Here is a 14,617-nt window from a genome sequence, read left to right as displayed (position 1 = left end):
GAAGCAATTAAATAAAGTAAATTTATAAAAAAAGATATACCCGAAGGTATATCTCAAATTATTGAATGTATTATTCTTCTACCACTTCAGCAACATCTTCATCTGAGTTAGCTTGTGTGTTAGCATTTGCGCTTGCATTTGCGTTTTGTTGAGCAGCAGCGTTAGCAAAGTTCTTAATTACTTCTTCTACTTGGTCTAATTTTACTTTTAAAGCTTCAATGTCTTTTTTAGCAATTAAGTCTTCTAATTCTTTTACAAGTTTATCTGATTCTTCTTTTGCTTTAGGATCCATCTTGTCACCTTGTTCAGCATTAGCTTTCTTAATTTGGTCAATTAGAGATTCAGCTCTAACAATTGTTTCAGCTTCTTCTTTACGTTTCTTGTCAGCTTCTTTGTTTAATTCAGCTTCTTTAATCATTTTTTCGATTTCAGCTTCTGAAAGTTTAGATGAGTTTTGAATTGTAATTGATTGTTCTTTGTTTGTTTTAACATCTTTAGCAGTTACTGTTGTAATTCCGTTAACATCGATTGAGAAACTTACTTCGATTTGAGGAATTCCTCTAGGAGCAGGTTCAATTCCTGTTAAATTGAATTGTCCAAGTAACTTGTTATCATTTGCCATTTCTCTTTCACCTTGCACAACTCTAATTGTAACTTCTGTTTGGTTATCTGCAGCAGTTGAGAAGATTTGTGATTTTGTTACAGGGATTGTTGTGTTTCTTGGGATTAAAGGAGTAGAAATTCCTCCAAGTGTTTCAATTCCAAGTGTTAAAGGTGTAACATCAAGAAGTAAAATATCATTAATATCTCCAGCTAATACAGCACCTTGAATAGCAGCACCAATTGATACAACTTCATCAGGGTTAATTGATCTGTTAGGTTCTTTTCCTAATGTTAAACGTACCATTTCTTGAACAGCTGGCATTCTTGTTGATCCACCAACAAGTAATACTTCATCAAGATCTTTAGCTGTAATTCCAGCTTCTCTTAAAGCATCTTCAATAGGTTTTCTTGTTCTATCAAGTAAGTGTGAACTCATTGCTTCAAATTCACTACGTTTTAATTCTAATTCAACGTTTAATGGTCCAGCAGCTGTTACAGCTAAGAATGGAAGGTTAATTGTAGCTGTTGATTGGTTTGAAAGGTCAATTTTAGCCTTTTCAGCAGCTTCTTTTAATCTAGCCATAGCCATTTTATCGTTTCTTACATCGTATGAGTGTTCATCTTTAATTTTCTTGATTAATCATTCAACGATTTCATGATCTCAATCATCCCCTCCAAGGTGGTTATCACCACTAGTTGAAAGTACTTCAAATGTTCCATTTTCAAGTTCTAGAACTGAAACGTCAAATGTACCACCACCAAGGTCATATACTAACACTTTCATTGATTTGTGAGTTTTTTCAAGTCCGAATGCTAATGCAGCAGCAGTAGGTTCGTTAATAATTCTTAATACATCAAGTCCAGCAATTTTACCTGCAATTTTTGTAGCTTCACGTTGAGCGTTGTCAAAGTAAGCTGGTACAGTAATAACTGCTTTTGAAACTTTTTTACCAAGTTTTGCTTCAGCATAATCTTTCATGTATGAAAGGATCATTGCTGAAATTTCTTCTGGTTTGTAGTCTTTTCCATTTACATGTACAGTTTTATCTGTTCCCATTAATCTTTTAATTGATACAACTGTGTTTGGGTTTGTTTCAACTTGTCTTTTAGCAGCATCCCCAACAATAATTTCGTTTCCTTTGAAAGCAACTACTGATGGAGTTGTTCTTTTACCATTTGGGTTTTCTAACACAACTGGTTGTTTGTTTTCCATAACTGTAACAACAGAGTTTGTTGTTCCTAAGTCAATTCCTAATACTATTTCTTTTGCCATAATATAGCCTCCTAAAATAAAATTAATTATTTAAGTTTAGGTAGATTTTCTTTATTTCATCCCCTTGAACTGATAATATTATACCACCATTTTAGCAAATGCAATACTTATTTGCTAATTTTTTTTAATTATTTTTTTAGCTGTTTTTTACTACTATTACACCAGCAGGTTTTACGAGTCGATCATCGATTGAAAGACCTAAACGTACTACCCGAACAATAGTATTATTAGCTTTAGTTTCATCAGCAACAAAATCTAAAACTTCTTCTTGTTCTGGATTAAATTCACTTCCAATTTCAGGTTGGATAATGAAAGCACCGTGTTGTTCTAGTAAGTTAGTAAATTGTTTAGCTACAATACTAAATCCATAACAATAGTTTTTAACAATTGCATTATCTGAATTAGCTCCAGCATTAGTTGCAGCTAAAAAGTTGTTAAAAGGTTCAATAAAATCTTCTAAGAAACCTTGTAAAGCGTATTTTTTTATTTCTGCTTTTTCATGTTTCATTTTTGAGTGCAAGTGAGCTTGTTCAGCTTCAAGTTTTTCTTTAGCTTTAGTTTGTAAAGTTTCAAGTTTTTCCTTATACATGTATTCATCAAGTAAGATCTTATGTTCTTTTTCAGCTAGTTTTGCTTTTAAAGTTTCAATTTCAGCTTTTAAATTTTCCACTTCTTTACTATTTTTAGCTTCATGTCCCTTATGATGACTGTAAGTAACTTGTACTTCTTCAATAATTACTTTAGCATTTTTACCTGCTAAAGCTTCTATAGGATAATTTTTAGCAAAACTTAATTTAACTTCTAAACTAGGTTTTACTTTACGATTAATTAAATATTCATCAAAGTTAGGAAGATATTGTTCTTTTCCTAACTCAATGCTACATTGTTTAGTGTATTCTGTCATGATTTCATCATTGACAAACAATGTAAAGTTACCTTTAACTATATCGCCAACATTTAGTTTTGTATTATTCATTTTTATCTTCCTTCTTTCTATTTAAGTAATTGTCTAAAATTTTGATAGCTGAACGCATCATATCATAGTTTGATGTAGTTGCTCCAACTACTGAAATTTCAGTGATCTTATCACCTGATTCAATTTTCTTAGACATATATGCACCAGAATCATCAATCATGATCTTGATTTTTTCATTTTCTTCAAGTTCACTTTCAATACTTTCTCAAACTGAGTGGTTTTCAATAAGTTCGATCATCTTATTTAAATTTTCTCTATCAATTTTAGGACTAAGTATGATGTTATTTTTACCATAGATATTGTTTCTTGATTTTGTTCTAAATCCAATATTATGGAAGACATCTTCAACAAATGAATTGATTAATTCTTGATATTTCTTAACTGATTGAGCAAGCACATCTTTAAGTAATTCTAAACGCATTGGAATTTCTTGCAGTGGTGTATTAATTAATCTTTCTTTAAAAATCTTAATTGCAATTCTAACATCATTCATTTTGAAGTCTTTATCACTGATATTAAGAATCTTTGAAAATACTTCACCTGAAGAAATAACCATTACAATTGTTGCTTTAGTATCACTAAGTGCTACTAAATCAATACTTTTAAGTTCCATATCATGCACATTTGACTCAGTTGTTATCATAGTTAACCCAGTCATATCTGAAATAATTTGGGCAGCTTGATCCACTGTCTGGTCAATTGCAACATTTTTATTTGCGAGTATAGCATCAAGTTTATCTTCAAAACGAGTTGTTGCTAAAGCACTTAAATGTTTTGCATAATAATTTAGCCCTTCAATAGTAGGTATTCTTCCACTTGTATGTGCTTCTTTTTTAAGGAAGCCAAATTCCTCTAAATCATTCATCATGTAGCGCATTTTAGCACTTGAGAAATTGATCTCTGGATGAATTGGAGCATACTTACTTAATAAATATGATGATGAAACTGGTTCACCTGTTTCTATATAAGCTTGGACTGTGTATTTAAGCACTGGTTCATACTTTTCACTTAATCTATTTCCTGTTTTCATAGAACTATTTTACCACAATATTTTATTTTTTAGCAAATAAACTTTTCTTTTGCTAAAAGCTTGCTAAAGAAAAAACCACCCTTTATATATAGAGTGATTTATTTACTTGAATAACCAAATTTTTCAAGAGCTTCTGGATCATCAATTCATTTTTTAGCAATTTTTACTTTTAAAGTTAAAGTGGTTGGCACATCAAATTGATGTGCGATCTTCATTCTAGCATTCTTGCCAATTTGTTTAATTTTTTCTCCACCTTTACCAATGACCATACCTTTTTGTGAAGCTTTCTTAACATAAATTACTGCATCAATTGTAATGTGATCATCTTCTTCAATAAATTCAGACACTTCAACTGCAATTGAGTGAGGTAATTCTTCATATAAAGCATTAATAGCTGACTCACGAATAATTTCTTTAGCTAAAAATCTCATAGATTTATCAGTTAAATACTCAGGGTCGTATTGAGGTTCACCATCATAACTATATTTCTTAATTTCATTTATTAAAGCATTAATTGATCTATAGTCATTTACATCAGTAGCTAAAATAGTTTCAAAACCATGTGCGTGTAATTCATTAATTTTTTCAACTAAAATTTCAGGTTTGCTTCTGATTTTGTCAATTTTAGAAACAACTGCGATCTTATTTTTAGTGTGAGCAATTTTTTCTAAAATCATTTCATCACCTTTACCAAGTTTTTCATCAGCAGGTGTTAAGAATAATAAGACGTCAACATCTTTAGCTGCGTCATAGGCGTTTTTGTTTAAAGCTTCGCCAAGCTTGTTTAATGGTTTGTGGATTCCAGGTGTATCAGTAAAAATAATTTGAGTGTCATCATCAGTATAAATACCAGTAATTTGATCTCTTGTAGTTTGCGCTGTATCAGTTACAATTGCAACATTGTAACCTAAAATTGCATTTAGTAATGAACTCTTTCCAACATTTGGTCTACCAAGGATACTTGCAAAGCAAATTTTCATAATTATTTAATTGTAATTTCTTCTGCTCTAATGCTGAAAGGAACAAGTTCTTCAACAGTGTTTACTCTAACACTTTTACCATCATTACTGTATTGGTAAACTTTAGCGTCTAATGGCATGAATTCTGTCATTACTTGTCTACATCCAGCACATGGGCTAATGATTTCATTTTTTCCACTGATAATGTGAATTTCCTTGAATGTTCCAACTTTTCCACCGTAAGCTACTGAACCAAACATTGCACTTCTTTCAGCGCAAAGTCCTGATGGGTAAGCTGCGTTTTCTACATTAACTCCGTAGTATTCTGTTCCATCTTCAGCTACCAAGATAGCTGCAACTGGAAACTTAGAATATGGTGCGTAAGAATATTTTAATAAGTCTCTTAATTTTTCAAAAGTCATAATATTATCTCCTTAATAAATTTGTGAGCATATAATCCTTACTTTAGTCGCCTTTAACCGACATGCTCGTTTTAAAATGATTCACGTGTAATCTTAAGTGGATCAAATATTGCATCCACAATGGCATTCATTTCTTTTCTTTCATTTTCTTCTTCGTGGTCATATCCCATTAAGTGAACTAAACCATGAGTAAATAAGTAGCAAAATTCTCTGCGAACTGAATGTCCAAACTCTTTAGCTTGCTTTTCTACTTTTTCTCAGCAAATTACTAATTCTCCAATTTGTAAAAATGGTAATGAGTCCATGTCAAATGAATCAAAACCAAAGTCAAATGATAAGATGTCAGTTACATAATCTTTTCCTCTATATTCAGCATTTAATTTCTTAATTGCTGCTGGTGAAACGATTGTAACATCTAGTATCACTGGTTTTTTGATTTTAAAGTATTTCTTTAAGTTAGCAACTATTTGTTCCATTTCTGCTTGATAAATAATTGCACGCTTAATACGAGAGTGAATTGAAATTTCATCTTCTGCTTTAATAGCATCTGTTTCTACGTTAATTTTCATAAAATTATTATACTTTTTTTATTTTGCTAAAAGAGTAATTATCTTATTAAATTTACAGTGAAAATATATAACTTAAAACTGAGATATCTTGCATTTTAACACTCACTTTTAGCTCAGCAATATTGTTTTGATCCAGGAAGAATTTTAAAGCTTCACTATACAGTTTTACCAAATTACCTTCTTCATTTTTTGTATCTACGCTATAGGTATATAAGTGATTGTCATAGTTAAAATTAATACTTATTTGCTCACTTGGTAAATCTTGTGGTTTGAGATTATATAAATATAAATCATCACCCTCATAACGGATTAATCCTTCTTTATAATCTTGCAATTTAACTGTAACAATTAAATACATAATGAAAGCAAAAAGTCCAAGTAGAACTATAAATAGCACTATTTCAATTAAATAGTTATGCACTAATTTCTTGTACATTTAACTCCTCACTTTCTGGATATAAATATCTACCATTATGACTAATCTCTAGGACTAAAGCACTTCCCAATTCATTTTGCAACTTGTTACGCAAGGTTTCAAAAGTATATTGATCTAAATTTTCAAAAGCCTCATCAAGCATCACAACATCATAGGGAAGCAAAAATAAACTAAGTAGTGCAATAAATTGCTTTTGACCTGAAGAAAGATTATCAAGTGAAATATTTTGACTTAAATTAATATTTAAATGTTGTAAGCAACCTTTTAAATCCAGTTGATTAATTAGCTCATTAAACTGCTCAATATTGCTAATGCATAAGTAATCAAGTACTGAAAGTGTTAAATTATTATCTTTTCCAATATAAATGACTTTGGTTTTATAACCTGCATCTAAAAATGGATTAACTTTATTGCCATTAATTAGTATTTCTCCATCATCTGCTTGCTTAGAACCATTTAAAATTGCACACAAAGTTGACTTACCACATCCATTTGGTCCTATTAAATGGAGGCTTTTATCTATAATACAAGAATTTATATTCAGTGCTTTATTGATTTTGGACTCAGTATATGAATAGGTAATACTTGAAAGCTTAATTGAATTTATTTTCTTATCAACACTGTTGCTTTCTTCAGTTTCTTGCTCATCAAATTTAAATATTTTAAGCATACTAAAGGCTTTTTTAAACTCACTATAACTACTTACTAGCGGTAAAACATTTTTAATTGGTCGAGTAAATAAACTAGCCCCAGTTAGGAAAAAGATTAAATTGACTACACTTAATTTATTGTTTCAAATTTGATATGAACCTAAAATTAGGATACATAAGGGTGCAATAACATCTAAAGTAGCTAAAAATGAATTTAGTGAAATGGTCTTTTCTTTAAATTGCAGTAACTTTAAGTTCATATTTTGATATGAATTAGATAGAGTATTAAATAGTTTTTCATCTAGATAGTAGTTATGAATGTTTTTTATATGGTTAAAATAGTTGTTAAAAGCATTATCAGTTGAGATATTTTCTTGCATTAGTTTTGGAAATTCATTATCATAGATTGATTTTGAAATAAAGCTTACTATAAGTGTTAGAACTGAATAAAGCGCAATAATAATCATTAAGTAGACATTAACATTTCATAGTAAAATAAGAGCCAAAATTAAGGTAATAACACTTGAAAGCACCTCAGGTATAAAAACAATTTGGAAATGAATAATAGTATCAAAGACTGCGATCCGATTTTTAGCTTCTAGTACAGTAAGCTTATCTATTACTTTATAATTTTTAAATTTTAAATTCTTAATAAAGTTTAAAGAGACACTTTCACGCCTTTGTGCTAGTATCTTTTGCAAAATCTTTTGGCTAAGATTGCGTAAAGCAAAATTTAATAGCACCACAAAAATAAAGACTATTCCAAGATACAACAAGTGAATATTTAGCTTATTTGGAATAATTTTTTCCAAAATAATCTTATTAAAATAAGGCAAGGAAAATAGAATTAAAATTTCGCACAATAAGGCAGCTAAATAGAAGAAGGAAAACTTATCAAACTTGACTCAAGAACTTTCTTTTAGCTGTGAGCTAAATTTTAATTCACCCTCTTGTTTTTTAAAGTTTATCAGCAAGCCAAAAAAATTAGCTTTAAAGTCTGCATATGAGTAAGATACATTTCCAAAGACAGGATCATAAAGTTTAATTTTATTATGCGTTACTTTCTTAATTACCACCATGTGAGTATTATTATCCTTCTTTATTAGCGCTGCAATTGGAAAGGTTTCAATATCTAATTGCAGTAAGCCTAAAAAGTCACAATTGTAGACTTCAATTGCGAAATTATAATTACTAGCTAATGCTTCAAAATCAGGAATAGCAATTCCTTTTTCAGTATATTTGGCATTTAACTTTAGCTCACTAATTTCAATTGAATTGAGATTATAGTGATCATAAAATCACTTCAAAACAAACAGTGAGCAATCTCTAATATCAATTTGTTTTTCTCTCATATATTCTATAAATTAAATTATTCGATAAGTGGACTAAAAAAGAACAAAAAGCGTTTTTTTCTATATAATTAAGGTATAAAAAGTGAAAGGAGATATTTTATGAACAAAGTAGTAGCACTTGCAAGTGATCACGCTGGATTCAAATTAAAAGATGAATTAGCAACATACCTTAAAGAAAAAGGTTTTGACGTTGTTGACTTAGGTCCATCTACAGACGCAAATTCTGTTTCATACGCTTTAATGGGAAAAGAATTAGCTAACTATATTGATGAAGCTAAACCAACATTTGGAATTGGTGTTTGTGGAACAGGTTTAGGAATTTCTTACGCTTTAAACAGACACAAACACATTAGAGCAGCTAGAGTAACATCTGTTGAAGACGCACACTTAGCAAAACAACACAACAATGCAAACGTTCTTGTTTTTGGTGGACGTCAAGTTACATTAGACCAAGCTAAAGCTATGGTTGATGAATACTTAAAAACAGAATACGAAGGTGGACGTCACCAAGCAAGAATTGATGAATTGGACGAATAATTATGGCTGATAAAAACTTAGAAGTAAACGAAAAAGAAGCTAAAGAATTAGCTGCTGTTTGACACGTTTCACAACACCCTGATGGATGAAAAGTTATAAGACAAGGTGGAGTTAAGGCAATCAAGACTTTTGACACCCAAAAAGAAGCTATTGAATATGCAAAACAATTAGCTAAAAACAATGAAGGAAGATACCTTATCCACAGTCAAAAAGGTAAAATTAGAGCTGGTCAAAGCTTTAAAGAAAAATAATAAATAACGCTTACGCGTTATTTTTAATTAAGATAAAATTTAAATATGAATAAAACTAAAATAAGTTTAAAAAATGTAGTAATTTTCTTACTACAAATTATTTTATTTATTGGGTTTATTGTTGGAATTACTATGCTTATTTTAAATGTTGATAAGCGATATGCTTACTTGCTTTTATTCCTACTTTACCTAATTAATGTGCTCTTTGTTTTTGTAATATATGCTCAAAATCGTGAACATGAAGCGAAATTTAGTTGGATTTATTTAGTCTTACTAGTTCCCTTTATTGGACATGCTATTTTTATTGGCTATGGGTTATTATTTAGAAATAAATATGAACTCAAAATTAACGAAGACCCGAAATACAATTTAAGAACCTATAAAGATTTAATTTATAGCAATAATTCAGTAAAACACATTGCGATGCTTAAGCGCATGGAAAATATTAATCAAAACATGGTATTGCCATGTAACTTTGATTTCTTTGCTGAAGGATATCGCTTTTACGATGATTTATTTGCAGCCTTAAAACAATCGCAGCGTAGTATCTACATTGTGACTTACATTATTAAGCAATCTGAAATCTCACAAGAATTCTTGCACATTCTTGAGCAAAAGGCGAACCAAGGGGTTAAGATCAAGTGGTTAGTTGATGACTTTGGTGCCATGGCATCGCAAAAAAGATTGCTACGTAAATTAAACAAACATCCAAATATTGAAATTAAGCTAATTGGTAAAATCTATTATCCTTTTATCAATGCAGCTAGTTTCTCACGTAATCACCAAAAATTTATTATCATTGACAATGAAGTGGTATTTTCAGGTGGAAATAACATCTCTGATGAATATGCCTCAATGTCAAAAAAATATGGGCACTGAATCGATTTAAACTATCGAATTACTGGACCATATATTAATGCTTACATCATACACTTTATTAAGTTTTGGAAAGTTATTACCCGCAGTGAAATAGATATTCAAGCATCGCTTTTTATCCCTGATCAAAATCAAAACTACGAAGATTCAGCTTTACTAGTTACTGAATCACCATCTTATTCACATTCAGAAGCTGAATTGTTTTTCCTTAAAATGATTCCGAATGCTAAAAAAAGCATTAAGATTGCTACCCCTTATTTTTCAATTACTCGTGCCCTTGAAAAGCAAATTATCCTAGCCCTTAAAAGTGGAGTTAAAGTTACGCTTTATTTCCCTGGGCTGCCTGATAAAAAACTAGTTTATAAGATTGGTATTTACCAACTTAGCAAGCTTAGGGAATATGGTTTGGAAGTTAAAATCTATCAAGATCACTTCTTGCATACTAAAGCTGGGCTAATTGATGATGAATATGGCTGGGTCGGAACAAATAATTGAGATTCACGTAGTATGTTTTCTCAATATGAAACTATGGACATTTTAACTGGTAAATCCATTGAAAACCTATGTGGAATTTTCCACAAATATGAAAAAGATAGCCAAAAAGTGGAAAATTTTCCAGAAATCGATAAAAAGCCTAACGTTATTGAAAAATTTCTATATGATATTACTAAACCACTGATATAATAATAACGTACGAAAAAAGAATTTAAGTTTATAAATATAGAACGTAAATCCTATGGAGGAGTCTAATGAAAGAATTTTCATCTAAGATTATTGACCCGATTGGGCTACACGCTAGACCTGCTACATTAATAGTTTCTACAGCAACTAAATTCAAGTCTGATTCTAAATTAATTTACAACGGACGTGAAGCTAATTTAAAATCTATTATGAACATTATGGCCTTAGGTGTTAAACACGGTGCCGAAATCACAATCAAAGTTTCTGGCGACGATGAAGCTGATGCAGTTAAAGCTATCAAAGGCGCATTAGAAGCTAACGGTTTAATATAGTAAATATCACCACCAATTCAGTGGTGATTTTTTATGCAAAAAAGCAATAAAAAAATGCGATAAACGCATATTCTGGTGCCCAAGACAGGATTTGAACCTGCACGGATTGCTCCACTAGATCCTTAGTCTAGCGTGTCTGCCAATTTCACCACTCGGGCTTGATGTAAATATTATAATATAAAAAACGAAAGAAGTAAATAAGAAAACTGGAAAAAAGTTGCTTTTGCCCAGTCTTTTTCTTCTTACTTAAAATTAGGTAAAAGTAAGCTATTTATTAAAAAATAATGCAGCAATTTTAATTTAATTAGTAAAATACATATATGGGATTTTTTACTAAATTAAAAGAAAAAGTTTTTACTAAGAAAAAAGATGTAGAAACAGTTAATAAACAACTAGATGAAAAAGAAACTAAAGAAATATTAGCTTCAGAAAAGTTTAAGAAATATGAATCAGGACTTAATAGTGCTTCCTCATTTGGAAAAAAACTACTCGAAATTCAAAATAAGCACGTTAAAATAGATGAAGATTTCTTTGATGACTTTGAAGAATTGCTTATTATGTCAGATATTAATGCCTCTTTAGTTGATGTTATGATTGAAAAAATCAAACAAGAAATTAGAACTAACAATATTGATGATCCAAAATTGATTGGTGAATTAGTAGCTGATATGATGTTTTCAATTTATGCTAATAACTCAATTGTTAACACTAATTTAAACTTTGAAGATGGTAGATTAAATGTCTTTATTTTTGTTGGAGTTAATGGATCAGGAAAAACTACTTCAATTGCCAAAATAGCAAACAAATATATCAAAGAAGGTAAAAAGGTACTAATAGCTGCTGCTGATACCTTTAGAGCTGGTGCAGTTAACCAGTTAGGTGTTTGAGCAGAAAGAATTGGAGCAAGCATTGTAAAGCCTGATAAAGAAGGTGCTGATCCTTCTAGTGTAGTCTATAAAGCAATGGATAAAGCTACAAGTGAACACTATGATTTATTAATCATTGATACAGCTGGTAGATTACAAAATAAAGTTAACTTAATGAAGGAACTGGAAAAAATGATTGGTGTAATTCAAAAGTTTGAACCTTCAGCTCCTCATGAATCTTTATTAGTACTAGATGCAACTACTGGACAAAATGGATTATCACAAGCTAAACATTTCAAAGATATTGCTAACTTAACTGGAATTATTCTAACCAAAATGGATGGAACATCAAAAGGTGGTATTGTACTTTCAATTAAAGATGAGTATGATATTGATGTTAAATATGTTGGTCTAGGAGAAGGGTTAGATGATTTACAAGAATTTGACCTTGAAATGTTTATTTATCAAATGACTAAGGATTTAATTCATGAATAATAAATCAATTGAAAATATCGACAGATATACAGCCTTATTTGATAAATATGGCAAATTACTAACACAAAACCAACAACAAGTCTTTCGTTTATACTATGAACAAGACCTTTCTTATGCAGAAGTTGCTGAAATTCTAGCAACCACTAGATCAGCTGCTTATGACGCCTTAAATAAAGCTATTAAAAATTTACTTAAATACGAAAAGCAAATAGATCAATAAGTTAACTCTTTTGACTAGCAATTTATATTGATTAGTTATTCAAATATAATATAATAATTATGGAGCATGTAAAAGTGCTCCAAAGTATAATTAATCATTTTTTTATATTTAAAAAATGTAACTCATCATTGCTTATAAAAGATTGCTTTATTTTAATAAAGCATAGTGAATTTGCTACTTATATCAATTATTAACATACCATTTCATTTGTAAAAATTTTTTATTCCGTAGGCATATTTCACATACAAATTCATTTATATTATATTTCCAATTTGTTTATATTTAAATTCTATAAATATCCATAAGAAAACCTTTCTCTTTGTTTTCAAGAAAAATTGGTTGTATAAGAATAATTTAGGCACATTCTTAGGAATGTGCTTTCTCTTACTCTTTTAATGATAAATCTAAAGTCACTTATTATAAAAAGTGCAACATATTTTTAGCTTACTCCTTGCTTTATTAGTGCAATATTGAATTAAAAAACCTAGTTAAGACTAGGATTTTTTTACATTTATATCTATTATATCTATGAACTACTTGTTCATTAATTCATCTTGTTTTTCTTTAGTAATTGCATCAATTTTAGCAATTTCTTTATCTACTTCTTTTTGAATTGCGTCTAAGAAGTTCTTTTGAACATCTTCTGATAATTCTTCATCAGCTTTAATTGCTTTGTTGATATCTTGACGTGCATTACGTACACCAACTTTAGCATTTTCAGTTAATTTAGCAAGGGATTTTGTCATTTCCTTACGTCTTTCAGTTGTTAATGTTGGAAATGTAAGTCTAATTTGACTTCCTTCATCAACTGGTAAAATTCCTAAATTAGCTTTTTCTAAAGCTTTATTAATTTCTCTTACAGAAGTAATATCGTAAGGTTTAATTAATAATTGTTGTGGTTCAGGAACGCTAATGTTAGCTAATTCTTCAAGTGGTGTTAAAGTGTCGTAATAGTTAACTCTAACTCCTTTAATAATTTGAGGGTTTGCTCTCCCTGTTGAAATTTTAGATAATTCGAAACGATAGTGAGAAATAGCTTTATCACATTTTTCTTCTAGTTCCATTAAGTACATTTCTAATTCCATTATTTTGTTACCTCCGTATGAGTGATTGTGCCTTCTAATGCTCTTACTATTGAGTTTTCTTCAAGTAAGTTGAAGACAATTAAATTGATATTATTATCTCTTGCCATGCTTGTTGCAGTTAGATCCATAACTTGTAATTTCTTTTCAAGAATTTCATCATAAGTTACTGTATCATAGCGTTTTGCACTCGGGTTCTTTTTAGGATCTGAGTCATAAACTCCATCAGTTCCATTTTTACCCATTAAAATAACTTGAGCTCCGATTTCAGAAGCATATAGTGTAGCAGCTGTATCGGTTGTGAAAAATGGTCTACCGGTACCACCAACAAAAATTACAACTTCACCTTGTTCTAAGTATTTTAAAGTTTTTTCATTTACATAGTTCTCAGCAACTCTTTGGTCAATATTAAGTGAGCTTTGAACTCTAGCTTTTAAGCCAACTTGTTCAAATCCACTGCATAATGCAAGCCCATTCATGATAGTTGCAAGCATTCCAATATAGTCAGCTCTATTTCTGTTGATTCCATTTTTTTCAGCAGAAGCACCTCTTCAGAAGTTACCCCCACCAATAACGATTGATACCTCAACACCTTGAGATACAACCTCTTTTAATTGATGAGCAATTTTTGATACTAAATCATAATCAATTGCTAAATGTTTTTCTTTATTTGCAAAACCTTCACCAGAAAGTTTTATTAAGATTCTTTTATATTTGATCATTTTTCACCTCTAATTTTTATTGCTTATATTTTATATTAAAATATGCCAGATATGAAATGCTAATTACTTTTTTTACTATATGCATATAGCTATAAACATCATTTTTTGCTCTTGGCCTATCTTTAGGTAATGACTAAAATAATCATTTGAATAAGATAACTAAAAATGATTGCAAGAAAATTTGGATTCTTTTAGTCTTGAAAAATATGCAAAAATAGGCTAAAAAAGCAAATGTGGAACAGAATGTGGAAATTATTTATGATTTTTCTATTTTTCAAAAAAATG

General features: G+C 30.0%; 16 protein-coding genes and 1 tRNA gene. 6 read left to right on the top strand and 11 right to left on the bottom strand.

Annotation, left to right across the window (positions count from 1 at the left end; translation table 4 throughout):
• Positions 1-70 precede the first annotated feature (70 nt).
• The 8 genes from dnaK to ACNQ2T_RS01305 form a co-directional block, all read right to left on the bottom strand.
• Positions 71-1,876: a molecular chaperone DnaK gene (gene dnaK / locus ACNQ2T_RS01340; protein ID WP_416755138.1), complete on the bottom strand. Its 1,806-nt coding sequence runs from the start codon at positions 1,874-1,876 to the stop codon at positions 71-73.
• Between the two features lie 136 nt (positions 1,877-2,012).
• On the bottom strand, positions 2,013-2,852 hold the full coding sequence (locus ACNQ2T_RS01335) for a nucleotide exchange factor GrpE (RefSeq protein ID WP_416755137.1): 840 nt from the start codon (positions 2,850-2,852) through the stop codon (positions 2,013-2,015).
• Positions 2,845-3,882, bottom strand: a complete 1,038-nt coding sequence (locus ACNQ2T_RS01330; protein WP_416755135.1) for a heat-inducible transcriptional repressor HrcA — start codon at positions 3,880-3,882, stop codon at positions 2,845-2,847. Before ACNQ2T_RS01330 ends, ACNQ2T_RS01335 begins: the two co-directional genes overlap by 8 nt.
• Positions 3,883-3,980: 98 nt before the next feature.
• Positions 3,981-4,862: a GTPase Era gene (era, locus tag ACNQ2T_RS01325; RefSeq protein ID WP_416741578.1), complete on the bottom strand. Its 882-nt coding sequence runs from the start codon at positions 4,860-4,862 to the stop codon at positions 3,981-3,983.
• Positions 4,863-4,864: 2 nt separating this feature from the next.
• Positions 4,865-5,263 (bottom strand): cytidine deaminase, encoded by a 399-nt coding sequence (gene cdd / locus ACNQ2T_RS01320; protein WP_416755134.1) that lies wholly within the window; start codon positions 5,261-5,263, stop codon positions 4,865-4,867.
• Positions 5,264-5,334: 71 nt separating this feature from the next.
• Entirely contained in the window at positions 5,335-5,832 is a 498-nt protein-coding gene (ybeY, locus tag ACNQ2T_RS01315) for an rRNA maturation RNase YbeY (RefSeq protein ID WP_416755133.1), read from the bottom strand.
• 52 nt (positions 5,833-5,884) lie between these two features.
• Positions 5,885-6,268 (bottom strand): MAG1140 family protein, encoded by a 384-nt coding sequence (locus ACNQ2T_RS01310; RefSeq protein ID WP_416755132.1) that lies wholly within the window; start codon positions 6,266-6,268, stop codon positions 5,885-5,887.
• The gene (locus tag ACNQ2T_RS01305) at positions 6,246-8,270 is read right to left on the bottom strand and encodes an Mbov_0121 family peptidase domain-containing ABC transporter (protein WP_418035800.1); all 2,025 of its coding nucleotides are present in this window, start codon (positions 8,268-8,270) and stop codon (positions 6,246-6,248) included. Before ACNQ2T_RS01305 ends, ACNQ2T_RS01310 begins: the two co-directional genes overlap by 23 nt.
• A gap of 99 nt (positions 8,271-8,369) precedes the next feature.
• On the opposite strand from ACNQ2T_RS01305, the gene ACNQ2T_RS01300 reads away from it, so the two are divergent.
• From ACNQ2T_RS01300 to ACNQ2T_RS01285, 4 genes are all read left to right on the top strand, one after another.
• On the top strand, positions 8,370-8,807 hold the full coding sequence (locus ACNQ2T_RS01300) for an RpiB/LacA/LacB family sugar-phosphate isomerase (RefSeq protein WP_416755129.1): 438 nt from the start codon (positions 8,370-8,372) through the stop codon (positions 8,805-8,807).
• 2 nt (positions 8,808-8,809) lie between these two features.
• The gene (locus ACNQ2T_RS01295) at positions 8,810-9,058 is read left to right on the top strand and encodes a DUF2188 domain-containing protein (RefSeq protein ID WP_416741585.1); all 249 of its coding nucleotides are present in this window, start codon (positions 8,810-8,812) and stop codon (positions 9,056-9,058) included.
• A gap of 45 nt (positions 9,059-9,103) precedes the next feature.
• Positions 9,104-10,618 carry a phospholipase D-like domain-containing protein gene (locus ACNQ2T_RS01290; RefSeq protein ID WP_416755125.1) on the top strand — a complete coding sequence of 505 codons (1,515 nt, stop codon included), beginning with the start codon at positions 9,104-9,106 and terminating at the stop codon, positions 10,616-10,618.
• A gap of 65 nt (positions 10,619-10,683) precedes the next feature.
• Positions 10,684-10,947, top strand: coding sequence for an HPr family phosphocarrier protein (locus tag ACNQ2T_RS01285; protein WP_416741587.1), 264 nt, complete (start codon positions 10,684-10,686; stop codon positions 10,945-10,947).
• Positions 10,948-11,020: 73 nt separating this feature from the next.
• On the opposite strand, the gene ACNQ2T_RS01280 is transcribed toward ACNQ2T_RS01285, so the two are convergent.
• Positions 11,021-11,105 (bottom strand) — tRNA-Leu (locus tag ACNQ2T_RS01280).
• A 162-nt stretch (positions 11,106-11,267) separates the two neighbouring features.
• Between ACNQ2T_RS01280 and ftsY the strand changes: the two genes are divergently transcribed.
• A complete protein-coding gene (gene ftsY, locus ACNQ2T_RS01275; RefSeq protein ID WP_416741588.1) occupies positions 11,268-12,308 on the top strand; it encodes a signal recognition particle-docking protein FtsY in 1,041 nt (346 codons plus the stop codon).
• Positions 12,301-12,528 carry a sigma factor-like helix-turn-helix DNA-binding protein gene (locus ACNQ2T_RS01270; protein WP_418018728.1) on the top strand — a complete coding sequence of 76 codons (228 nt, stop codon included), beginning with the start codon at positions 12,301-12,303 and terminating at the stop codon, positions 12,526-12,528. The genes ftsY and ACNQ2T_RS01270 overlap by 8 nt, the downstream gene beginning before the upstream one ends.
• Before the next feature lie 533 nt (positions 12,529-13,061).
• On the opposite strand, the gene frr is transcribed toward ACNQ2T_RS01270, so the two are convergent.
• Together frr and pyrH are read right to left on the bottom strand one after the other, a co-directional pair.
• A complete protein-coding gene (gene frr / locus ACNQ2T_RS01265; RefSeq protein ID WP_416741590.1) occupies positions 13,062-13,613 on the bottom strand; it encodes a ribosome recycling factor in 552 nt (183 codons plus the stop codon).
• Positions 13,613-14,332 carry a UMP kinase gene (pyrH, locus tag ACNQ2T_RS01260; RefSeq protein ID WP_416755123.1) on the bottom strand — a complete coding sequence of 240 codons (720 nt, stop codon included), beginning with the start codon at positions 14,330-14,332 and terminating at the stop codon, positions 13,613-13,615. Before pyrH ends, frr begins: the two co-directional genes overlap by 1 nt.
• Between the last annotated feature and the right edge of the window lie 285 nt (positions 14,333-14,617).

Origin of the sequence: Mycoplasma haliaeeti (genome assembly GCF_048284645.1) — a bacterium.
GTDB lineage: Bacteria > Bacillota_I > Bacilli_A > Mycoplasmatales > Metamycoplasmataceae > Mycoplasmopsis.
The sequence above is the reverse complement of the archived record's forward strand: the minus strand, read 5'-3'. Positions and strand labels throughout refer to the sequence as shown.